Source organism: Paenibacillus sp. SN-8-1 (assembly GCF_050995535.1).
Lineage (GTDB): Bacteria > Bacillota > Bacilli > Paenibacillales > Paenibacillaceae > Fontibacillus.
This window is the reverse complement of the sequence record NZ_CP194782.1, coordinates 2,707,532-2,729,841: the sequence shown is the minus strand read 5'-3', so window position 1 is coordinate 2,729,841 and position 22,310 is coordinate 2,707,532. Positions and strand designations below refer to the sequence as shown.

Annotated in this window: 21 protein-coding genes and 2 pseudogenes; 21 read left to right on the top strand and 2 right to left on the bottom strand. The window is 40.4% G+C overall.

Translation table 11 applies throughout. The features are described 5' to 3' along the window. The first annotated feature begins 73 nt into the window (after positions 1-73). Genes ACRRNK_RS12995 through ACRRNK_RS12980 form a run of 4 tightly spaced genes read left to right on the top strand, consistent with a single transcriptional unit; the run spans position 74 to position 9,369 of the window. On the top strand, positions 74-2,914 hold the full coding sequence (locus tag ACRRNK_RS12995) for a fibronectin type III domain-containing protein (protein ID WP_433943165.1): 2,841 nt from the start codon (positions 74-76) through the stop codon (positions 2,912-2,914). 13 nt (positions 2,915-2,927) lie between these two features. Next, entirely contained in the window at positions 2,928-3,815 is an 888-nt protein-coding gene (locus ACRRNK_RS12990; RefSeq protein ID WP_433943164.1) for a hypothetical protein, read from the top strand. Between the two features lie 7 nt (positions 3,816-3,822). Further along, positions 3,823-8,964, top strand: coding sequence for an RHS repeat-associated core domain-containing protein (locus ACRRNK_RS12985; RefSeq protein WP_433943163.1), 5,142 nt, complete (start codon positions 3,823-3,825; stop codon positions 8,962-8,964). Positions 8,965-8,976: 12 nt separating this feature from the next. Then, the gene (locus tag ACRRNK_RS12980; RefSeq protein ID WP_433943162.1) at positions 8,977-9,369 is read left to right on the top strand and encodes a hypothetical protein; all 393 of its coding nucleotides are present in this window, start codon (positions 8,977-8,979) and stop codon (positions 9,367-9,369) included. A gap of 53 nt (positions 9,370-9,422) precedes the next feature. Here the strand turns inward: ACRRNK_RS12980 and ACRRNK_RS12975 are convergent, their stop codons facing one another. Continuing rightward, positions 9,423-9,572, bottom strand: coding sequence for a hypothetical protein (locus ACRRNK_RS12975; protein WP_433943161.1), 150 nt, complete (start codon positions 9,570-9,572; stop codon positions 9,423-9,425). A 264-nt stretch (positions 9,573-9,836) separates the two neighbouring features. Continuing rightward, positions 9,837-12,050: an ATP-binding protein gene (locus ACRRNK_RS12970; RefSeq protein ID WP_433943160.1), complete on the bottom strand. Its 2,214-nt coding sequence runs from the start codon at positions 12,048-12,050 to the stop codon at positions 9,837-9,839. A 189-nt stretch (positions 12,051-12,239) separates the two neighbouring features. Between ACRRNK_RS12970 and ACRRNK_RS12965 the strand changes: the two genes are divergently transcribed. The 17 genes and pseudogenes from ACRRNK_RS12965 to ACRRNK_RS12885 all read left to right on the top strand — a co-directional run bounded on the left by ACRRNK_RS12965 (position 12,240) and on the right by ACRRNK_RS12885 (position 22,166). After that, positions 12,240-12,413: a hypothetical protein gene (locus ACRRNK_RS12965; RefSeq protein ID WP_433943159.1), complete on the top strand. Its 174-nt coding sequence runs from the start codon at positions 12,240-12,242 to the stop codon at positions 12,411-12,413. A gap of 384 nt (positions 12,414-12,797) precedes the next feature. Then, positions 12,798-13,199, top strand: a complete 402-nt coding sequence (locus ACRRNK_RS12960; RefSeq protein WP_433943158.1) for a hypothetical protein — start codon at positions 12,798-12,800, stop codon at positions 13,197-13,199. A gap of 161 nt (positions 13,200-13,360) precedes the next feature. Beyond that, complete coding sequence (locus ACRRNK_RS12955) at positions 13,361-13,534, top strand: hypothetical protein (protein WP_433943157.1); 174 nt, start codon at positions 13,361-13,363, stop codon at positions 13,532-13,534. Positions 13,535-13,923: 389 nt separating this feature from the next. Then, on the top strand, positions 13,924-14,340 hold the full coding sequence (locus ACRRNK_RS12950) for a hypothetical protein (RefSeq protein ID WP_433943156.1): 417 nt from the start codon (positions 13,924-13,926) through the stop codon (positions 14,338-14,340). A gap of 3 nt (positions 14,341-14,343) precedes the next feature. Next, a complete protein-coding gene (locus ACRRNK_RS12945) occupies positions 14,344-14,733 on the top strand; it encodes a hypothetical protein (protein WP_433943155.1) in 390 nt (129 codons plus the stop codon). 541 nt (positions 14,734-15,274) lie between these two features. After that, the gene (locus tag ACRRNK_RS12940) at positions 15,275-15,715 is read left to right on the top strand and encodes a GNAT family N-acetyltransferase (protein WP_433943154.1); all 441 of its coding nucleotides are present in this window, start codon (positions 15,275-15,277) and stop codon (positions 15,713-15,715) included. Next, positions 15,708-16,259 carry a GNAT family N-acetyltransferase gene (locus tag ACRRNK_RS12935; RefSeq protein ID WP_433943153.1) on the top strand — a complete coding sequence of 184 codons (552 nt, stop codon included), beginning with the start codon at positions 15,708-15,710 and terminating at the stop codon, positions 16,257-16,259. Before ACRRNK_RS12940 ends, ACRRNK_RS12935 begins: the two co-directional genes overlap by 8 nt. Before the next feature lie 22 nt (positions 16,260-16,281). After that, positions 16,282-17,094, top strand: a complete 813-nt coding sequence (locus ACRRNK_RS12930) for a DUF817 domain-containing protein (RefSeq protein ID WP_433943152.1) — start codon at positions 16,282-16,284, stop codon at positions 17,092-17,094. 23 nt (positions 17,095-17,117) lie between these two features. Then, positions 17,118-17,516, top strand: coding sequence for a hypothetical protein (locus ACRRNK_RS12925; protein WP_433943151.1), 399 nt, complete (start codon positions 17,118-17,120; stop codon positions 17,514-17,516). A gap of 218 nt (positions 17,517-17,734) precedes the next feature. Beyond that, a pseudogene (locus ACRRNK_RS12920) lies at positions 17,735-17,860 on the top strand (hypothetical protein); the annotation flags it as partial. A 57-nt stretch (positions 17,861-17,917) separates the two neighbouring features. After that, a complete protein-coding gene (locus ACRRNK_RS12915) occupies positions 17,918-18,196 on the top strand; it encodes a hypothetical protein (RefSeq protein ID WP_433946980.1) in 279 nt (92 codons plus the stop codon). Further along, positions 18,193-18,408, top strand: a complete 216-nt coding sequence (locus ACRRNK_RS12910; protein WP_433946887.1) for a Hint domain-containing protein — start codon at positions 18,193-18,195, stop codon at positions 18,406-18,408. The genes ACRRNK_RS12915 and ACRRNK_RS12910 overlap by 4 nt, the downstream gene beginning before the upstream one ends. Positions 18,409-18,427: 19 nt before the next feature. Continuing rightward, complete coding sequence (locus tag ACRRNK_RS12905; protein WP_433943150.1) at positions 18,428-18,658, top strand: polymorphic toxin-type HINT domain-containing protein; 231 nt, start codon at positions 18,428-18,430, stop codon at positions 18,656-18,658. Further along, the gene (locus tag ACRRNK_RS12900) at positions 18,648-18,989 is read left to right on the top strand and encodes a hypothetical protein (protein WP_433943149.1); all 342 of its coding nucleotides are present in this window, start codon (positions 18,648-18,650) and stop codon (positions 18,987-18,989) included. Before ACRRNK_RS12905 ends, ACRRNK_RS12900 begins: the two co-directional genes overlap by 11 nt. 21 nt (positions 18,990-19,010) lie before the next feature. Next, a complete protein-coding gene (locus ACRRNK_RS12895) occupies positions 19,011-19,508 on the top strand; it encodes a hypothetical protein (protein WP_433943148.1) in 498 nt (165 codons plus the stop codon). A 124-nt stretch (positions 19,509-19,632) separates the two neighbouring features. Next, positions 19,633-20,085 (top strand): annotated as a pseudogene (locus tag ACRRNK_RS12890) (recombinase family protein); the annotation flags it as partial. A 350-nt stretch (positions 20,086-20,435) separates the two neighbouring features. Further along, positions 20,436-22,166: a glycoside hydrolase family 13 protein gene (locus ACRRNK_RS12885; RefSeq protein ID WP_433943147.1), complete on the top strand. Its 1,731-nt coding sequence runs from the start codon at positions 20,436-20,438 to the stop codon at positions 22,164-22,166. Positions 22,167-22,310: the final 144 nt, after the last annotated feature.

Genomic DNA, 22,310 nt, shown 5'->3' with positions numbered 1-22,310 from the left:
ACAAAATTGAACCATTTTCCCGATTTACCACATTTAGTATAATTTTGAATATATTATAGAAAGAGGTGATCTTTTGAGTAATTTATTCAAGAAAATGTTTGTGTTGTTTTTTGTTTCTGTATTTTTCCTTTCTTCGGCCTATGTTCCTATTTTTGCTGCTGGAGATGAACTTACCCAAGTGAAGGATGAAACTGCACCTGTAGTTCCTGCCCCGCCCACTACTGAGCAGAATTCACCAGAGGGAAAATCTACTGAGGAAGTTCCCCAGGAAGCCGGTAAGCCTGCTTCAAAGGAAGAACTACCGAATAACACTGATACTTCGTTACAAGCTGTATTACCTACACCTCCTACAAACCTCAAATCTTCGGTTCAGTCAGACACAACGATTAATGTAGAATGGACCGCTTCCCAAGATTCATCACTCATCTCAGCTTATGAAATTTATGTTAACGACAGCCTTGCAGGCACTGTTCCTGGCAATCAAACCTTCTATACGATTGGAGGTTTAGCTGCAGGAAATACGTACAAGATTCAGATAAAAGCCAAAAACAAGGAAGGCGCTTATTCTGAATTCAGTCAAAGCATTGAGATTCCTACCCTCACGGGCAAAAAGGTGTACGAGCTGGAGAGTCTAACAGTTTCTAAAAGCTCGGGTGACGCTCTGACAAAGGTAAATGAGAAGGAATCAAGCGGAGGTTATCATGATTTCTACCAAGCTAATGAAGCGGGTGATTATATCGAGTTCCCATTTCAAGTTGCAGAGACAGGAAGTTATGATATAGAACTTCGTTCGAAACAATTTACTAACCGAGGCATAGCTCAAATCTACATTGATGATGCACCAGTCGGTCAACCTACTGATTCCTATAATGTAACTGCTAGATATATCAATTCGCTGGTGGGCACTGTGAATTTAGATAAAACCCAGAATCATATCTTTAAGATTGCACTAACAGGTAAAAACTCGGCTAGCAGTAATTTCATTGTGGCAGTAGATGCTTTTTATTTAACTAAAAAGGCAACAACTACAGCACCTTCTGTTCCTTCTGGTTTGAAATCAGCAGTTCAATCCGATACTTCTGTCAACTTGGAATGGACAGGTTCTCAGGATTCCAAAGGTGTTGCCACTTATGAAATCTATGAGAAAGATCAACAAATTGCTTCCGTTGAGGGGAAACAAACCAATTATACGGTTGCAGGGCTCACTCCGGGTCAAACGTACTCTTTTAAAGTGAGAGCCAAAAATATTGACGGAGTCTACTCCGATTGGAGCAACATACTGGATATTGCAACCTTAAAAGGTCAAACGGTTATTGAGTTTGAGTCTCTTGTTGGTGTTAAACACTCCGGTAAGCCTCTTTCAAGAGTAGCGGAGAAGGAGTCAAGCGGAGGCTATCATATGTTCTATGAAGCCAGTGCCAACGGAGACTATATTGAATATCCATTTAGCATAGCGGAGCCGGGACAATATCAGATTGATCTGCGGAATAAGCAGTTCAAGAATCGTGGAATTGCTCAAATTTATATTGACGGAAAAGCTGTTGGGGACCCACTAGACTCTTATAATGCAACTGCCCGTTATGTAAATAGCAAAATTGGTGTGGCGGACTTAAGCAGCGGAATTTCACACACAATTAAGTTTGTTCTGACGGATAAGAACCCCTTAAGTACTTCTTACCTTTTAGGGTTGGATGCACTTTATTTAACTAAACAAATAACAGCAGCAAAGCCATCCACACCTCAGAACCTGAAATCTTCAATTCAGGCAGATACCACATTGAATTTGGAATGGACAGCTTCTACAGATACAAAAGGGATAGATAGCTATGAAATATACGAGCACGATCAACTTGCTGGAAAGGTAGCGGGTACACAAACCTTCACTACAATTCAAGGTCTCACTGCTGGCACAACTTATTCATACCGTGTCAAAGCGAAGAACAAAGACGGAATCTATTCAGACTGGAGCACTACTCTACAAGTTTCAACGCTTGCAGGCAAAACCGTTCTTGAATTAGAGCAGCTAACTGGTGGAAATAGCTCTGGAAAGAAGCAGACCAAAATAAGTGAGAAAGAATCTAGTGGCGGGAATCATGTATTTTATGAATCTAGTACCGTAGGAGATTATATAGAATTCCCTTTCCAGGTTAGTAAGGCGGGTTCTTATCAGCTAGATCTCAGACTTAAGCAGTTCACAAATCGTGGTATAGCAAAGGTGTATGTAGATGGGATAGCTGTTGGACAACCTATTGATCTATACAGTCCCTCTGCAAAGTATGCAAATGTTGCTGTGGGAAATATTAACTTGGACAACCGGGCAACACATACTCTCAAGCTGGAAGTTACGGGCAAGAACACGGCAAGTACCAGCTACATCCTTGCCTTGGATGCTGCTTATTTAACTGCCTCTAAGTCAGCTGCAGATCTCTATGAGCCAAACAATACCATTGCAACTGCATCAGCTATCACCGCTTCGAAATTGATAACCGCATACATTTCAGAGCCTCTGGATCAGGATTATTATAAAGTTGTCGCTGCCGATACTGACAATTACTTCCTGACCTTGCAGTCGCCGAAAGATAAGAACTATAAAGTTGAAATACTGAACTCAGCTGGACAGAAACTTAATGTTCTACAAACTCAAAATAAGCAAGATGTCGATGTTTCCTTTTTTGCAGTTAAAAATGAAACGGTGTATATCCGGGTTTATGCCGATCTAGGGGCTTTTGGACCTGATCCTTACCTGCTGCGTCTTACGCTGTCACCGCTGAAGACTTATACCTATGATGATGCTAACCACTTGATAAAAGTAGAGTATGAACAAGGTTTATATCAATACGTTATTCAGTATGAATATGACCGGAACGGCAATCTATTGTTAAGACGTGTTACTAAGACTCCTAAATCTAATTGATGAGGTGAACCAATTGAATAAAAATAACAAACGATCTGTTAAAAAGTTAATGGTAGCTGCAATTTGCCTTGGTGTTCTGGTATCTCCATTCTCCTCCGTAACAACAGGGTTCGCAGCAGAGGTACTTAGTCAGTTCAACGAGAAGATTCTTGGCAAGCCAGCAGACAAGCCATTCATTCAGGTGCCTAACAAGGAAGGTAATATTACTGTTAATGCTAATGAAGACCTTGAGAAATTTAAAGGTTTCACTTCAGAGAGTAGCGTTGCTCATACAGAAAAGGAGTACCAGCCTAAGGTTAACCCGGCAACATCAAAGTCCTTCAAAGTGGATAACAAGAAGTCAGACCTGTTCAACCTGAGCAAGCAACAGATTGAAGACCTGGTGACCAAAGGATATAGTGTGGACGACATTTATAAAATTGATGAGTTGGCTAACAAGTTATTAATAGACCCTCAGACTATCATCACCCGAAAAGAGGGAGATAAGCTAGACTGGGCTAAGCTCGGTGAGGTGCTCCAACAGGAGAAAGATACCTCTATGCTGCAGGTTCTGATTAAGGAGCACCCTAGTGAATATCAACAAATTAAGAATGAGAAGCTGACGGATCAGAACAAGATACTCTTACTGAGCTCCTTGGATCAAGGGAAGGGGAGCATAACGGACCTGTTAAGCACCTTTAAGTCCAAGGGGGAGAAGGCAGTTACAAACTATGAATCAGCTAAATCGGTAAAGGTAGAGAGCCAGTCAACTAACTCCTCCGATTCGACGGATATTGATCCAAATGTGCTGACCAGGTTGAAGGGGATATCTGAGAAGACGGGCACCCCTCTAAATGAACTTATAAGTAAGTATAAGAGCGCCAAAGATTTGAGTAAGAATGTACTCGTGGAGAAGGAGTGAGTATTTGGTGATCAAACTATTTAACTATACACGTAATTTTATAATTGCCCTTGTCCTTTTTGTTGTAAGTTCACAAATTGGCGCTCCATCTACCTATGCTCAGGTGGACAACAAAGTTCTCGAAGGTGTGTTGAACGGACTTGTCACTCCAAAATTGGTAAATGAGTCGAATAAGCCTAACTTGTCGGATAGGAATCAGGTATCGGAAAGTATAGACCCGGCCACAGGAACATTAACCTTGACGGAGCATGACTTAAGTCTTCCCGGCAAGGATGGGCTTGATGTCAACTTGGATCGGCAATATAACTCCAGCCAAGCTGAAGTTGGTACTAAGAGAGTATCCGTTACTTCAGATACAAGCCAACTGGTTGGTTACGGTACAGGATATTATGTCACTTTGCTGTATTGGGATAATGCTACATCAAGTTATGGAACCAAGGTACCTGGTTATTACAGCGACTATAGCTCAGCATACAGCATAGCTGATTACTATATTCGAAATCAGCCTGACAGTGGAAGGCAGTATATTGAATATGATATTGAATACAAGACGGTGCAGTACGTACAGATTACTTATACTACAACAACAAAGATTTATCCGGATGAGAACTCATACAGTCGCCTCCGTTATGATATTGGGGGAGGCTGGTCGCTTGCCTTTCCTTCGCTGCAAATAGAAGGGGATTACATCCATTTCCATGACGGAACTGGAGCAGCGTATATTGTACGTTTCGATGGGAATAACCAGGGTAAACTGGAGGATTATGGTCGAAATGATGTAAGTATGCTCTACGATTCCAGTTATTCTAACGGACAAATGAATTCCAGTTATGTTTTTACCGATGAGCATAAGAAGAAGACCTACTTTGGCAGTGACGGCAGGCTGCTCGGGATAAAGGACCGGTTCGGTAATGAGGTGCGGTTTACACATATTAACAGGACTATGAATGGTCATACTTATCCGGTCATAGTGAAGATTGTGGATTCTGTTGGGCGTAATATTGACTTTAATTATCAGAGTAATTTGAATGATCCTAATTTTGATACACAGAATATGACAGAAGATATTAAAATAACTGTAAGTCACCCTTCAACGATCGACAAACAGACAATTGTGTATAGCAAAAAGAGGAAACAGGTAAGCATTTTTGAGAATGGAACCTTAATTGGAACAAGATATGAGCCTTACTTGTCCAGCGTTAAGGATACAGAAGGCTACAGTACATTCTATAATTATTATTTAGCTTCCGAGGCATTTGATTCTCAGAGCAAGTCACTTGGCAGCAGCACAGCGGGAACTGCTGTATATTTACTTCAATACGCTATGTACCCGCATTCTACCAGCTTTTATGAATATCACGTGGTGTCACGGAACTGGGGAGGAAACGGGGCTTACCAGGCCTTTGAAGTCTCCCGTCGCTGGGATGGTCTAAATATCTATGAATATGACCAACCTAATCCACAGATCAAGGCCAGGGGATTATACAATCAGAGGAATTATACCTACTTTGGCGACGTTACGGGCTATCCGAACTACTCTGAAGAAGAGAATCTGCCTGAATCATACCGGTTTGGCTCCGAGGTTACTAACAATGATGGAATGAAGACAAAGTCGACATTTAACGGAAAGAAGCAGCTGTTAACAACTGAACAGACAGCGAAGAACGGTGAGACTTCTGTAGAGACGGTTCAGGCGTATGATCCGAACTACAAATTTAAGCCGACAAAGGTAGAGAGTAAGGTTACCAGCGGCGGCAGGGAGAACAAGCTGTACACTAATTATCAGTATAGTGCAGCAGGAGACCTGTTATCGGAGACAAGACCCTTAACAGCCGCCCAACAAAATGATCCTAATCAGCTAAGGCAGTACACCACAACATATGAATATGATCCAACCTACAAATTGCCAACCAAGACGCAGTACTATAATGGTACTACATTGCTTAATGAGATCTATAGTTATGATAGTCAGGGGCGTATCAAGACCGCCCAGAATGTGAATGGGGAAGTCACATCCTATAATTATACAATGGGGGCTGACTCTCGAACGGTAGAAGTCTCAACACTACTGGAGAGCGGGAAGACGTCCCAGACCATCTCTGTATATGGCCAGGCAGCCTCTCAACTGTTCCCTACAACAATCAAGAGCCACTACACTAATGATGCAGGACAACAAATTGAGACAACGGTGCAGCGAACCTATAATGTCTTGTTGGGACTGCTTACTTCCGAGACGAATTCCGACAACCAAACCACGCAGTTTAAGTATGATGAATACGGAAGAGTAATCAGTGCCCTTCATCCTATTACGAACAATCAATCAGGAGAACGTTATCAGGTTGAAGACGTTTGGGTCTACAATGATCAGATTGTGGATAGCAGCCCGGATTATTTCGACGCGGATAATAAGTATCTCATTACCACTCGAGTCGACAGCTATACTAAGACAACCAAGCTTGAGAATAACGTTCCGAGCTATGAGAACTACACTCACGAGTTCTATGATGGTTTTGGTAACTTGGTACTTCAAGGCCAACTAGATATTGCCAAAAGTAAAGAGTTAATTCGTGCCCAGTATCACTACGATATTATGGCCCGTCCTGAGTATGTGGCGGATACCAGCGGCAATGTATCCAAGGCATCATATGATGCATGGGGGAGAGCCAATGAAATGCTTGATCCTTATGGCAATCTGTACCGGAGCGACTACGATCTTATTGACCACAAGAACACGTCTTACTTTGTGGCTAGTGCAGATGTCCCTGCTTTCCGTAGCAACCCGCAGGACGGCATTAAGCGGAATGTCATGGAATCTATCAGCGATAATTGGGGCAGAGAAGTCTCCCGTAAGGGCTTTCCGAACTGGCCGAACCGGACCACGAATGTAGTTGAAGAGAACTACAGCTATGACGATGCGGGCAATGTCCTTACCTATACGGACCCAAATCGCAACACGACGAAATATGCATATGACAAGCTGAACCGGTTGACATCGGTAACCGATGCGCTGAATCAAACTACGACATACGCGTATACCAAGCTAGGACAGCTTAAAACCACAACGCAAACGGATGGAATCAAATCCTGGGTAAGCTCCAAGGACTACGATGAGACGGGCTTCCTGAAGAGCAGTACAGATCCTGCATCCAATCAGGATAAGTTCTCTCGAAATAAATTGGGACAAATCTCACTCCGTACCGATCCGAATGGCAACATGATTAACTATCTATATGATGAAGCTGGACGTAACCTAGCTAAGGTGGTCAATCAGACAACCCTTAAGAATATATACCAGTACAGTTCGTTCGGTCCTACTCGTCAAGAAGAGACCCGTAGCGGCGCTAACTTTATGACCGTTTATAATGACTATAATATGTATGGGTCACAAACTTACAAAGCAAACGTGTCAGACGGAGTAGCAAATATCGTCCGTCATGAATTCGATGACCAGAATCGGTTGAAGAACGTATCCGATCCATTCGACTTCTTTACACAGTATGGATATGATAAGACGCGCATTTCAAGAGTGCAGACAGATGGGGCGTATGCGGCTTCCAGCGCGGATACAGCCAATGCATTCTACCAGTATGAACCGGATGGTAAGGTCAGCAGCATCACGTATCCAAAGCTTAATGACGGCAGCATTCTGAAGACAAGCAAGAGTTATGACGGGATAGGCCGGCAGACCAAGGTAACGAACACTAAGGGAGGCGCGGTTATATCCGATTACCAATATGGGTATGACCCGAATGGCAATATCACAGCGATCACAGACAGTACGGGAACGACGAACTATCAGTATGATAAATTGAACCGATTGACCCAGGTCAAGCGTCCAAACGGACAGACTGTTGTCTACGCTTACGATGTTCGTGGGAACCGCTCTACCGTGAAGGGGGACAGCGGGCTTGAGGATTCGTCGGACAAGACGTATACCTTCAATGTCTGGGACCAGCTCCAGACGGTAACCAAGGGGCAACAGACGACTCAGTTTGAGTATGAAATGCAAGGGCTCCGGTTGTACAAGGCTACGGGAAGTAATAAAACGCGGTATGCGTACAACAATGATGGGTTGATAATCTCGGAAGCGAACGCTACTAACCAAGCCGTAGCGAACTATGTATGGGGACCAGACCGTCTAATTGAGAAGCGGGATGCGGCATCGAACAAGAAGTATTATTATATGTATAACGGACATGGGGATGTTGTCCAGATCATTGACGAGAATGGTACAGTGGTAAACAAGTACCAGTACGATGAGTGGGGCAATATTCTTCAAAAAGAGGAGAAGGTACCGAACTCGTTCAAATATGCGGGGGAACTGCAGGATGAAGAGACCGGGCTTTATTATCTGCGGACAAGATATTACGATCCATCTTCAGGGCGGTTTATTAGTAAGGATACGTATGAAGGGGATGTGTCTAATCCACTGAGTTTGAATCAGTATACGTACGTAACTAATAATCCATTAATTTATATTGATCCAACCGGTCAATGGAACCAGAATCTCGGTTTTAATTATACTATTAATGAAATGAAAAATATGTGGGCGAATGCAACTACTCAAGGGGAAAGAGACTATTGGTCTAAGGAAGCAGAAAAAATAAGAGTACAGGCAAGAAAAAAATATTCTGATTCTGATATCATGCAAAGTACAGATAAGATGATACCAATGGATTCTATAATGAACAAAGCCCATGCATCGAACCCTTTATTGAGCGCTGTTCAAAGCTTTCTTAAAGGTGTATCTGACTTTATTGAAAATCACCCTGGTGAGAGCATAGCTGTATCATCTTTCGGAATGCTTGGAAAACTTAAGGGTATAGGAAAAGGAGAGGTGATACTAGGTAAAGTCAAAAATTTTGAACAAGCTAGAAATCAAGCCCTGCACTTGGTTGGAGATTTAGGACCAAATTCAAAACCTTATATTGGAACACTTAAATCCAGTGCTGGATATGGTAAAGTGGTTGGTAGGCAGTCTGCTGATGGAAAAGTAAGATGGAGATTAGATTACGACCCAGAAAAAGGTATGCACATAAATATTGAAGATTATCGTAATGGTAAAGGTTCTAATGCTATAAAAATAGTAATTCCGTTTGAGGGCAGCGAAAGTACATTCAAATCTCTATTAAAACATTTGAATAAATAAGGGAGAGACAAAATGAGTCTATTTGATGAGTGTATCGAAGTACTTGGTGAGAATGCACATGTTTTATCTGACAGTCAAAGGGAGCAAATATTAAACAATTTTGAAGATTCATTTCCATTTACTCATTGGGGGCGAATTGATTGGGATAAAGTATCTAATCACACAGAGGTAAATACAGTTGAAGATATAAATTCCTTTTTAAATCAAAACGTTGATTACAGTAATATTATTTATGTAATTTGGGACGAAGTTACATTACCTATTATTCAATCTAATTTAGAAAAAGTATTTGAATTTATAGATGATGTTACTGCTGTAAGTTTTGATACGTGGTTATTTTCACCATCTTCTGGATATGTTATAGAGATATTTCATGATGGTGAAGTAAGAATAGGATTAAAGTAATACAGGATTTACCCTCAGAAGAGAAATTCTACCCCTCTTTTGAGGGTTGTTTTTTAGTGACAGAGTTCCCAGCGATATAAGCCAAAGAGTCCGAAGGCGTCCAAAATATCGTCCGTCATGAATTCGATGATCAGAATCGGTTGATGAATGTCTCGGATCCATCCGAATTCTTCACGCAGTACGGATATGACAAGAGGTGTCAAGGAAGATTGGTTCTCCTTATCCTTATCAGTACCTGCTTTAGCGGCAGGGATTATGTATGCTCCAGTAGTGATTCCAACAGCTCTTGCTACAGCAGATGTTGCTACTGAGCAATAATTGCGACACAGTCAGTGAATGTTGGCCCCCTTTGGCTGGAAAGGCCACCTTTGAAATATACTAAAGGTGGCCGATCATTCAATCTTTCATTCTTTACTATTTTTTATGAAGCAAATCACGGATACGTGTATTACCATTCTCATATATGGTTAAAGTTCCATTAACTTTTCAGAAACTAAGATCAAGGGTAGAATTTTATTATTCGCTATGTTTAAAGCATCTAACTCTTCCATTCTTATTGGATTGTGAGTTAACGCATTTAAACGAGTCGCCAAGAGTTCTTGACTTCCATTTTTGTAAAATTCGTCTTTTATTACTTTTAATTGGTTTCGGAAAGAATCTCTTCCACCGAACATTCCATATATAATACTTTGTTTAGGAGCTTCTAACTGAGAAGTTCTGGCTAGAATATCTTCAATCATAAGATTAACATTTTCTCCAAGTCCAGCGCGCAAATCTTTTTGAGCAAAGCTAACTAAGTATTTTTTAGCTGCGTTTTCAATCAAAACACGAAAAGACATTACAAATAGAAGATAATGCTTCTCGTATTTCAAACTGGATAATTGTTCTATTAATTCATTATGCTCAAGGTAAAAAGTTGATCCTTGAATAGAGGATTTCAAAATATCTGAACGCTTAAAAAATAAGTTTTTTCTCTTGTTTTTCATATCTATCGCTGTTTCAATCTCTTCAATACTTTTGTTACCAGGATCAGATTCATTTTCCTTATTACTTCCATTAGGGTTCTGATCTTGGCCCTCTTGCTGTTCATCCTCTCGATTTTGCTTGGTTCGTGCTGCTTCTTGTTTATCCTGTTCTGCTTTTTTTCGCTGTTCTTCTTCTCTTAATAAGCGCTCTTCCTCATCCTTTTTTCTCTGTTCTTCTTGTTTTTGACGTTCTTCTTCTCTTTTTTTTCTTGCTTCCTCTGCTTTTTTTCTTTCAGCTTGTTTTTTTGCATTTTCTAATTCTAATAAAAAATCATTGTATTGATGTGTTCTGAGGTATGATAAAAATGTTTGAAGTAAAGCTATAATTTCTGAAACAGCTTCACCATTAGCTATCAAACCTTCTCTATTAGTTTTATCTTGCAAATTAAGATTTCCAGAATGAGTAATATTTATAATGCCGACGACTTGATCATTACTAAAAAATTGTCCAGCTTGCAATATTCCCCGCAATGTATCTGTTTGTAACCAATCATCCTTTGGATCACCGTAAGGGTAAACCCTTATATCATCACGATATAGATAAATACGATGTTTTTTAAGAATTTCTCTTTCTTCTGTATTTACTCTATATTTTTCGGTTTCAATTTTATTATAAGCACGTGGATCTAGAAGGAAGATATAGAACTCAAAAGAAAACGGGCCACATTCAATAGTGTCTTCTTCAAAGCTATCTCTTTCATCAACAAAATATCTTTTATATACATTAAGGTTTTTCATTAGTGGATCGGTTATTTTTATTGTCTTGCTAGCATTGTTGATAGTGAAACTGAATTCTTTATCTTGATCATTAAATTTGCCTTGCTTTACTTCTAGAAAACACTTTTCCTTTATGATATTTAGCAGTTGCTCCAAGTTGGCTTCGTATTCTTTTTTGTGATAAGTTTCTACCCCATCCCGATAAAAATGAACTGCAAACTCGCGCGCGCCTGTACTAAAGTCTTCCAGTTTTGAATCGGTGGTCCACCCATTAATAATTGGACCGATTGATTGTAAAGCTGCTACGTCCGAATATACTTCTTTTATTTTTTTTGCGTTCCAAGATCCATTTAAATTAGAAATAGTTATCCTTGTTCCAGTGCCCTTTCTTTCAAAGTATCCTGGTTCATCAAAGGTAGAAACACTGTTTTGAGACAAAGTAACTTCCATGTCTTCTAAAAATTCAGCTTCGCTACTTGCTGAACTAGACATAAAGTCATCGTCGTAATTAGATAAATCCACGACAATTTTATGTTCATTTAAAGATTCTTGATGTTTTGTACTAAGTTCAATTATTCTTCCTAGTTTGAACATAGAAAAACGACCGATGCCTTTTTCCCCTTGAAGAATTCTTCCTTTCTCTGTTACATGATTGTTTTTCTTCATATTTTTTTTAAAAGGAGTGCCTGGATTTAACCATTCATTTCTTAATATATCATCAGTCATGCCATCCCCGTTATCTTCAATGATTATTTCAGATTTAGCGGTGACACTAAAATTATCTCCGAAATTTTTGAAGTTGACAGTTACCCATGTCGCATCAGCATCGTAAGCGTTCTTTACTAATTCGATTAAAGCAGTTTTTGAGTCTTTAATTAAGTCTTCGCCTAACATCTTCAATAACCTGACGTATGGTTTAATGGCTAATTTTTCAACCATTTTACTTATTTCCTCCCTATTAATATAAACTCTTCACTGTAGACTTTTCTTCCTGAAGAATTAGTAGTAAAATGGCCTTTTTCATCTCTATAAGGAGTTAATATTTTTCAACCTATATTAAGGAGTAAAGAAATCCAGAAGATAGAACCATATTGGAAGATTGATGGAGTATACGTTGTAGAGATTACAATGTTAATTTCAGTAGGTACTACCGAAGAGGAAATAAATAATGTTTTGGGGGGGATTTCAGACAATTGGACAAGGTTTGGAAGCCCTTTAACTGAACTTTTAGCCTCTGATACAACTGAAAATTGTTATTTTTTATTAGATGGGCTTAAAATGATAGATATTCATTTTGAGTGATAACAAAGCCTTAAGAGATAGTGTCTCTTAAGGCTTTAAATTTTAGTGTGCTGGATATGGTAATGTGGTTGGTGGGCAGTCTGCTTATGGAAAAATAAGAGGGAAATTAGATTACGACCCAGAAAAAGGGATGCATATAACTATTGAAGATTTACGTAATAATTGAGCCTGGTGGAAAGAAAAGTGGGCCTGCCACCATTCTAACTGACTCAAAAACAGGTACAAAGGTGAGAATACATGCAGAGCCTGGGGAAGGTACTCCTTATTTTGGGTCCCAAATAAGGGCGGCTATCTCGATAACAATGGGGTATTCCCAAGCAACGCAACAAAGCAAGAATTAAGAGATTTGACCCATTTTTATTTTAAAAAGTAGGTGAGTAAAAAGTGTTGGCTTTCAGCTTATATGACGTTCTAGAAAACTTTGATTTTACAGATAGTATTGTTACTGAAGTGAAATGGGATGAAAATTTAATAGACCTGATAGTTGTTGTTGATTATTATTGGGATATCCAAGATGGAAGGGACACTACAAGGCTGCTAAAAATTATTTTTAAAAAATGTATAAAGGCGGATTTTCAAATTAGCACAGAACTTCCCTTAACTCCTGATGAAGTAAACAAAGAAAGTCTCTTTACGATTGTCCTCTTTAAAGAGCTGGTAGAGAGTAAAAATAATTCAGATGAGCAAAAATATGTGGGGATTTTTACTACAGACTACTCAAAACCGTGGTTGTCAGTAGTATGTTCTGACATAATGTTAGAGGAATTGCATATCTCTCAACCTTGATTAGCTAACGGATATATTTTCACATTAGTACGTAAAATATCAGTACATGGATATATTGTTCAATCATCTAATAGAGAGGAGCCTTATTAAGAGGAAAATTGGTACTGTGGAAGAAATGTTTTGTGAAGCTATAGAATAGATACTCAAGTTATCAAGATATCATGACTACAAACAACAATGCGACTAAGTCTCGTATTGTGGTTTTCTCTAGGAAAGCCAATGTTCTAATTCGTACGATTCACCGGGTATCGATCCACATTGAAGGAGATAGTAACACTAATGATTCGCCGGAAATGACATTCACCTACAATGTCTTGACCGGCTCAAGACTGTAATCAAGGAAAATAAAACTACCAAAATTCGGGTTGAGATGTAGGGATCAGAATATCTAAAATCGAGGATAGTAACAAGACCCGATATAAAAAACGATAGCCTGGTTATTTCCAGATCCAATGCAAGTAACCCAGTAGTGAACTTTGTATGAGGACCAGACCGACTAATCGAACTATGAAGCAACCTCCACCAAGAATGCGGGGTACTGGGATTATTATGATTATATCAAATATTGATTATGTATACTAATCCATACTTAATAATACAACAATTGGTTTAAGCAATTGTTCGAGTTGCTAACGCAGACAAGTCCGTATAAGAATAGTGCAGGTAATACAGATTGGCAAAAAGCCAACTCCTTGCGGCCTATCAGGATTGGGAGCGCAATTCTGTGATGGAGATGTTGCCATCTACTTTGGCACCAGAGGGAGGAAGTAGACCTACAGGGAATATAACTCAGGGTATAGGTAAAGTTAAGGGAATGCCCCCTAATGTTCAGTCACGCATTAGTTTAAGTAATGATGGATGGGGTCATGTAATAGATAGGCATTTTTCTTATAAGAATGATTCACATTTTACAATTTCTCAGGATGAATTACGTTCATTGCTATCAAGCAAAGATATTGTTAAATCCCCTATTAATAGAAGCCTAGATAGTGCTGATGGTGTTCGATATATAAGAGAAGTCACATTAAATAAATCAATTGGGCTTGACAAGTTCAATAATTTTAAACCTACATCTACCATGACTATCCTGACCGATAGAAATGGTAACCTAGTGACAGTAACGCCAGGAAAAATAAAATAGAAAATGTCTGGAGAGGATGGGATTGTGAAACTTATTGGGAGCAAAACAGAACAAGAAATTAGGGAACTCCTTATTAAATCTAATCAGTTACTTTTCAAAAGTGAAGATAAAATAACGCTTCTAGAAGTGATAAAAAGTTTTTATACAGAAATGATTACAGCATATATCATTAATTGGATACCTGAACAAGGTGAGGATATCTATAAGATACTGATAAACGATAGCATTATAGCAGAAATTGAACTAGAGCGTAATAATTCTGAAATAGAGCCAAAAGTCAAAACTATAACAATATCTCAGTATTTAAAAGGACTTAATAAGCAAAATCAAATTAAATTGGCTGTTGCTCTTGATTTAGCGAAAAAAGACTTAAAAGACAAAGGGTACTGTTAAAATATAGAAATGTGAAATCTATCTTCCCTGAATTTTTTCTCAAGAACCTTGATTGGCTGAATGTCTTTCAAGGTTCTTTTTGTTGGAGGGACTACACAGTATCGAATAGTTTATTTTTTTGTATAGAGAATTGGCTTACCTTTTGCAATCCCTAAAATGATGTTTTAGCAAATTCTTTAGTATGTACATCACCTTTAAAACGTATACCCTCTTTACTCTTTATTTTGTTAGCAAATAACTATAATAACTTTATTTACCACCATTTCTATTCTCCAAAGTCATACTGTCGCTTTCTCCCTGCCATTTAAATTTGTTTTGCAATTTTTACGTGCATAGAACGACTTACTAGAACAAAAGGACTACTCCAACTCGATTAACTCCTGAATGTCAATCTCTAACACACTGCAAACCGTTTGCATCTAAATTACATCCTCCCTAAGTGCGAGATTGTACGAAATGGTATAATAGGACGAGTGCTGTGAAATTACGCGAAAGCGATGGGAGGGGAACTTAAATTTCAACTATATCTATACGAGAGCATATGGAATCTGAACAACTGCCGATGGATCTGCTGCTTCTAGCTGACCCTGATGAACATATGATTGAGACATATATACATAATGGTATCATCTACAAATTGCTGGAAGACGAGAAGGTCTTGGGTATTAGTGTACTTGTGCCCCGTTCGGGCGCCACTGTCGAGATCGTTAACATTGCTATAGCTGAGAATGCACAAGGTAAAGGCTTCGGGACCAGGCTGCTGCAGTACACCATTCATGCTGCCCGTCAGGCTGGCTATCTTCATCTGAAGGTAGGAACTGGGAACTCCAGCCTGAATCAACTGGCCTTTTACCAGAAGAGTGGATTTCGCATAGTGGGTGTCCTGCGGGATTATTTCATCAAGCACTATAATGAGCCCATATTTGAGAATGGGATTCCTTGCAGAGATATGATCATGCTTGAAATGGACTTAAATGAATGAAAGGATAGAAGACCACGTGATTAGCTACAGAGTAATGAATGTAAAAGAGGCGGAATTGATTGCACAAATTGACCGTTCGGAGTATATTGAGAAGGTTTATCGGATAGAGGAAGGAAGTATTCAGGAAATTCAGGCCGGGCATGAATGTGTAGCATGGGACTCGCATCATCTGGAAGAGCTAAAGGCAAGGTACCGCGAACAGCTGCATGGCGGTGGCTTTGCTTATGGTGCATATGACGGTACGACACTGGCTGGCTTCGGAGTTCTAGGATATAAATTCCGTGGCCAAGACCTGAACCAACTCCAGGTGGATCTGATGTACGTGTCGAGAGCATACCGGAGACAGGGCATTGGAAGAACCATTATGAATGAGCTGAAGCGTGAAGCAATCAGACGAGGGGCTGCATACCTCTATGTGTCCTCTACCGAAACCCAGTCAGCTGTACAATTCTATACCCATTGCGGGAGCCGCTTGACTGCTGAGGTGGATGAAGAACTGTACCAGCTTGAACCAGAAGATATTCATATGGTGATCAAGCTGTGAATTCGAGATTTGGTGGTGAAAAATGATATTTTGGCGTAAATTATGGGCTTTTACCTGGAAAGAGGCCCTTTGCTGTGTATTCCCGGTTATTATCTTTGCCTCATTGGCTATAACCAAGTTCATCCATGTACCTTATGTGCCAAGATATGATCTGATCCTGATGATCTGTATCGTGGCCCAAGTAGCCATGGTGTTATTCAGCCTGGAGACGATCGATGAGCTCAAGGTCATCTGCTTGTTCCATATTATTGGGCTTGCCTTGGAGCTCTACAAAGTGCATATGGGTTCCTGGTCATATCCAGAGCCCGGGTGGAGCAAAATTTATGGTGTGCCGCTCTACAGCGGCTTTATGTATGCCAGTGTAGCAAGTTACATCTGCCAGGCCTGGAGGCGAATGGATCTTCGGATCACGGGTTGGCCGGGACCTGTTCTGCCTTGGCTGATCAGTGGCGCGATCTATCTGAACTTCTTCACTCATCACTATATAGGTGATTACAGATGGGTTCTGATTGTGCTGTTATGTCTCATATTCTATAAGACACAGATCCATTTCAAGGTTGAGGAGCTTACCTTAAGGATGCCGCTCGTTGTTTCATTTCTGTTGGTCGGATTCTTCATCTGGGTGGCCGAGAATATATCAACCCTGCTCGGTGCCTGGCGTTATCCGGATCAGGAGCATGCCTGGCAGCTTGTCCATCTCGGTAAAATAAGTTCCTGGTTCCTGCTCGTGGTCATCAGTCTTATTATTGTTGCCCAGTTGAAGCACGTCAAAGGCCAGCGTGACCTTAGCGATCATAAGTCTGTCGAACAGTCTGAAGCTGATGTGCTTAACTGAATCTGGATTGCGGGAGAGTTGTTATGAAGAAAAAAGGCTATATGTATTATATTATCTGGATTATTGGCGCGCTTCTGCTGCTCTATTACGGGAATCATTACTTGAATGATGTAGTCCGGCAGGGGGAAGTAGATTTCAATATTAAAAGAGGGGTATGGGTGGGTGCCGCCTACTCCTTCATCTTGGGGATCTATTTAAGTGCATTATTTGGTCTGCCGGGCAGATCCAATTTCAACAAACCGATGTTCATTTCGGTGTTCCTTCCAAGCTTTATTCTGCTGATTTATGTACTATTGTCCAGTTATACGAAGCTTCCTACAATTCCTTACTATGCGGATATAACAGGCCGTAACGGTCATTTCTTCCTCGGGGTGATTAGCGGGCTGTCGCTCATTAAGAGCTTGTTCGATACAAGAAGATAGTGAGGGGATAGAAGCCCGCTCAATAGGTGATAGAGATAAGAGAAGGAGAGTACAACTGTCCTTTTACCCAGATCTGTCATGCCAATAAGTTGAACCACAGCAGGGTATATATCCTTGCGGTGGTTCTTCTTTTTTTTAACTGTCTACCAATTATTTATATGAAAAATTCTAAGGACAAATGGCGGGAAAAACGTTAAAAAAGTCACAGAAAACTCCTTGTGCAATCATATGCACATAGTATACGCACAAATAACCAAATCTATGATGATGTTTATGATCCGGGAGATGCGAGGTTCATTAGTGAGGATACGTATGAGGGGAACATTACGAATCCTCTGACTTTAAATTTGTATACATATGTAAGCAATAATCCATTAACTCTTTTTGATCCGAGTGGCAACATGTCGATTTCCATCAAGACACCGCTTAAGTATAGCGAAATCAAAGATGTGATCAGGCAAGAACAAGCAAAGTCGCATTTAAATACAAAAGAATACAACGCCTATAAAGCAAACATGCTTAAACACTTTGCACCTGTATTTAATGAAAAGAATAACAATCGTTTTAATTATCTAATTGGGCTGCTCACTCAAACCAGCCCATATAAGAATAGTGAAGGAAATGCGGATTGGGCAAGAGACGAGTTTCTAAAGGCTTATCAGAAGTATGCTGAAATATAGCTTGGACTATTGCCTTATCTGAACTCTCTCCGAATATTAATAGTAAAGTAAATAAAGGACGAGCGGTTATTTCTAAATGTTATTGTTTTACTGCAGGAACAAAGGTTTTAACAGACGTAGGGGAGAAACCTATCGAGGAAATCGAGGTAGGTGATAAAGTACTTTCCAAGAATGAAGAAACTGGAGAAGTAGAATATAAAGAGGTCGTATAGCTTTTCCAAAAGCAAGCTGATGAGATTTATTATGTCCGTATCGGTGATGAAATCATTGAAACAACTGGATTACATCCATTTTGGCTTGATGGAAAAAGGGTGGACTCTCGTACAAGACCTAAAGGTTGGAGATTTGCTTGTCTCAAGTGATGGTACTAAACTGGAAATAGATAAGATTGAGAAAGCGCCGAGACAAACAACGGTTTACAACTTCATGGTCGACGGGTATCATTCTTACTTTGTATCCTAACCTTGGAGTTTGGGTGCATAATTGTACTATTATTACCGCAGGAAATAAATTTAAATCTCATTTTTTGAAGCATAAGACATTACTGGAAAAAACTCTTGGTACAAAGTATTCTAAGCTTTCAGCAGATGGACCTAGGTTTCTTGAGGATATTGGGAAAATGATAGATGATGGGACAGTAAGTTTTGTAGATCAAGGAACGATAAATAAAGATTCAGGATTGATGAATATTTATCGAGGGAACGGGCTGACTGTAGTAACTAAACCAAATGGCGAATGGGTTACGTATTTAGAAACTGGCAAGGGTATGGATCTTAATATAGTATTCAAATAATGTTTCAGAATGGAGTTGCGAATGTTAAAAGAAATTACAGAAGTAATGCGTAAGTCTTGTTTAAATGAGATATATTTAACGGGTTTTGTTGATTTCGAAGAAAATCAGTTGTCTGAATTTGTCGCCAATACGGACTATCTCATTTTTGAGTTCGGAGAGCAATTGATTAAATTTCAATCCATTGAACAATACTCAAAACTATCTATCGCTAAAGTTGATACTATAAAAATAGATATCGATTTGGAAGATGTTATACCTGCAAAGTCGAGAATTAGTGGGGTTATCTTTAATAATCCAATGCTAGAAAATAAGATTGCAATGATCGAGTTGTTCAACATAGATGTAAATAATTGTGAGTTAATATGCGATGCGGTTAAATTGATTTTAACTAACCGTCAAGAAATATTTTTAGATCCTTCAATCTTAGGTATTAATATTGGTGGATCTGGAGTAGAAGAGTTATGGAGAAATAATCTGCCAGAAGGATACAAATCAATATCAACGATTGTCGAAGTATAATTAAACTTATGTAATTTCATTGACCTTGAGGGCAGAAATCCTCAAGGCCTTTCTATTACCCCTACCCAGTGCCGAATGAAGCGGGTGGCTAATCCCAATCGAACTTAACCCTCATCACCCCTAGGACATCTTTATGGATGAAGGTGTTAGGGGATGAAGGTGGATAAGGATGCTCTTGAAGTGGACAAAATCGGCTTTCGGAGCATGTTAGCCGCCCTAGCCACCCGAACTATGAGACTGTTGTAGTCCTCAATACAAGCCGTTTATGGCGGTCTGACATTGTAAAAGTGTTGGTGCATCAAGAGTTCAAGAAGTACGGCGTGAATGTGAAAAGCATCGAGCAACCGTCTTATTTCATCCATAAGAAAGACCTAAGCAATTTTCTGATTAACGGCTTGATGGAACTGCTTAACCAGTACCAAAGACTAGAATTTGCCCTCAAGTTAGCAGGGGGAGCAACAAGATAACCCAACAGCGTGGCTATGCAGGAGGACGGGCGATATTTGGCTACAAAGCCCGTAAAGGACAAAAGGTAATTAAGTCAACGAGCCCAAGCAGTAAAGCGGCTCAGGCCGTAACGGTCATTTCTTCTTCGGGGTGATTAGCGGGCTGTCGCTCATTAAGAGCTTGTTCGATACAAGAAGATAGTGAGGGGATAGAAGCTCGCTCAATAGGTGATGGAGATAACAGGGGGAGAGCTAGGCACTGTTCTTCTATCAAGAGTAGCCATACATTAAGTTGAACCACAGCAGGGTATATATCCTTGCGGTGGTTCTTCTTTTTTTAATTGTCTACCAATTATTTATATGAAAAATTCTAAGGACAAATGGCGGGAAAAACGTTAAAATAGTCACAGAAACTTTTTGTGCAATCGTATGCACAATAAGGTGCACACAAATAAGACTACTCAAGATTTAAGGAGCTATTATGAAAAAAATTTGGTGGAAAGAAGCGACAGCATATCAGATTTACCCCCGGAGTTTCATGGACAGCAACGGAGATGGTATCGGTGATATTCAAGGAATCATTTCCAAGCTTGATTATTTGCACGATCTCGGAATTAATGTGATTTGGATCTGCCCGATCTTCAAGTCTCCCAACGACGATAACGGATATGATATTTCAGACTATCAGGACATTATGGAAGAGTTCGGAAGTATGAAAGATTTCGATGAGCTGCTGCGTGAGGTACATGCGCGCGGAATGAAGCTTATTCTTGACCTGGTTATCAACCATACTTCGGACGAGCATCCTTGGTTCATTGAATCCCGTTCGTCCAAGGACAATCCAAAGCGTGATTATTATATCTGGAGCGATGCGAAGGAAGGTTCGGAGCCGAACAACTGGGAAAGTATCTTCGGTGGTTCCGCATGGGAGTACGATGCTGCCACCGAGCAGTATTTCATGCATGTGTTCTCCACAAGACAACCGGATTTGAACTGGGAGAATCCGAACGTGCGCAGGGAATTATATGACATGGTGAACTGGTGGCTGGATAAGGGAATTGACGGTTTCCGGGTAGATGCCATTTCTCATATTAAGAAAGTAGACGGATTCCCGGATATGCCAAACCCGGAAAGTCTCAAATATGTTCCTTCCTTCGAAGGTCATATGAACCGGGAAGGCATTCATGACTTCCTGAAGGAATTGAAGCAGGAGACATTTGACAAGTACGACATCATGACCGTTGGGGAAGCCAGCGGCGTATCGACCGAGCAAGCGGATCAATGGGTCGGAGAAGAGAATGGCAAGTTCAATATGATCTTCCAATTTGAACATTTGGCCCTGTGGAACAAGAGCGTGACCGGGGGATTGGATATCAAGGCCCTGCAGGAGACTCTTAGCCGCTGGCAAAAAGGACTTTCGGGAAGAGGCTGGAACGCGCTCTTCATCGAGAATCATGACCAGCCTCGTTCTACGTCCACGTGGGGTAACGACCAGGAGCACTGGCAAGCATCTGCCAAATCACTGGCAACCATGTATTTCCTCATGCAGGGTACACCTTTTATTTATCAGGGACAGGAGATCGGGATGACGAACGTGCAGTTCGATTCCATTGATGACTACAACGATGTGGCTATCAAGAATCTCTACCAGCTGGAATTGGAAGCGGGGAAGAGCCATGATGAGATTATGCAGATCATCTGGAAGAACGGCCGTGATAATTCCCGGACACCTATGCAATGGAACGAAGAAGCCAACGCAGGGTTTACGACAGGCACACCTTGGCTGAAGATTAACCCGAATTACAGAACGATCAATGTGGAGCAGCAGATCCAGGATCCGAACTCGATCTACAACCATTACAAGAAGCTGATTGCACTTCGTGCCGCGAACCCGGTGATTGTATATGGAGAATATGATCTTGTGCCACAGCAGGACCCGAATCTGTATGCTTACAGCCGGACACTTGGCAATGAGAAGCTGCTGGTAATCTCTAATCTCTCAGCCCAGGAAGCGCTGTTCGACTGCCCAATCGGTTGGGAATATGAATCCGCTAAGCTCCTTGTTCATAATTACGAGGCAGATCCTTCAGAGAGTATCCAGACACTTGCACTCAAGCCTTATGAATCTAGAGTATATATGCTGGTAACAGCGGATGTGGAACTGGGACAAAGAACCGGAGATACTGAAGCACAGCCAGTTGTACAGCAATAGAGATCGAGTCCAGGGCCGGTATTATTCAGATAGGTTGCTTGCAAATAAACATTTGTGCATGACGATGAATTCTGTCATACACGAGACGTATTGGATGAGATGGTAACGAAAAAGATGTTATCGAAAAAGATGATACCCAAAAAG

Bases quoted from the DNA above. Each gene is read 5' to 3' on its own strand.
- ACRRNK_RS12980 (WP_433943162.1), top strand. From the start codon at position 8,977: ATGAGTCTATTTGATGAGTGTATCGAAGTACTTGGTGAGAATGCACAT.
- ACRRNK_RS12970 (WP_433943160.1), bottom strand. From the start codon at position 12,050: ATGGTTGAAAAATTAGCCATTAAACCATACGTCAGGTTATTGAAGATG.
- ACRRNK_RS12965 (WP_433943159.1), top strand. From the start codon at position 12,240: ATGTTAATTTCAGTAGGTACTACCGAAGAGGAAATAAATAATGTTTTG.
- ACRRNK_RS12955 (WP_433943157.1), top strand. From the start codon at position 13,361: ATGACTACAAACAACAATGCGACTAAGTCTCGTATTGTGGTTTTCTCT.
- ACRRNK_RS12945 (WP_433943155.1), top strand. From the start codon at position 14,344: ATGTCTGGAGAGGATGGGATTGTGAAACTTATTGGGAGCAAAACAGAA.
- ACRRNK_RS12940 (WP_433943154.1), top strand. From the start codon at position 15,275: ATGGAATCTGAACAACTGCCGATGGATCTGCTGCTTCTAGCTGACCCT.
- ACRRNK_RS12935 (WP_433943153.1), top strand. From the start codon at position 15,708: ATGAATGAAAGGATAGAAGACCACGTGATTAGCTACAGAGTAATGAAT.
- ACRRNK_RS12930 (WP_433943152.1), top strand. From the start codon at position 16,282: ATGATATTTTGGCGTAAATTATGGGCTTTTACCTGGAAAGAGGCCCTT.
- ACRRNK_RS12925 (WP_433943151.1), top strand. From the start codon at position 17,118: ATGAAGAAAAAAGGCTATATGTATTATATTATCTGGATTATTGGCGCG.
- ACRRNK_RS12915 (WP_433946980.1), top strand. From the start codon at position 17,918: ATGTCGATTTCCATCAAGACACCGCTTAAGTATAGCGAAATCAAAGAT.
- ACRRNK_RS12905 (WP_433943150.1), top strand. From the start codon at position 18,428: ATGAGATTTATTATGTCCGTATCGGTGATGAAATCATTGAAACAACTG.
- ACRRNK_RS12895 (WP_433943148.1), top strand. From the start codon at position 19,011: ATGTTAAAAGAAATTACAGAAGTAATGCGTAAGTCTTGTTTAAATGAG.
- ACRRNK_RS12885 (WP_433943147.1), top strand. From the start codon at position 20,436: ATGAAAAAAATTTGGTGGAAAGAAGCGACAGCATATCAGATTTACCCC.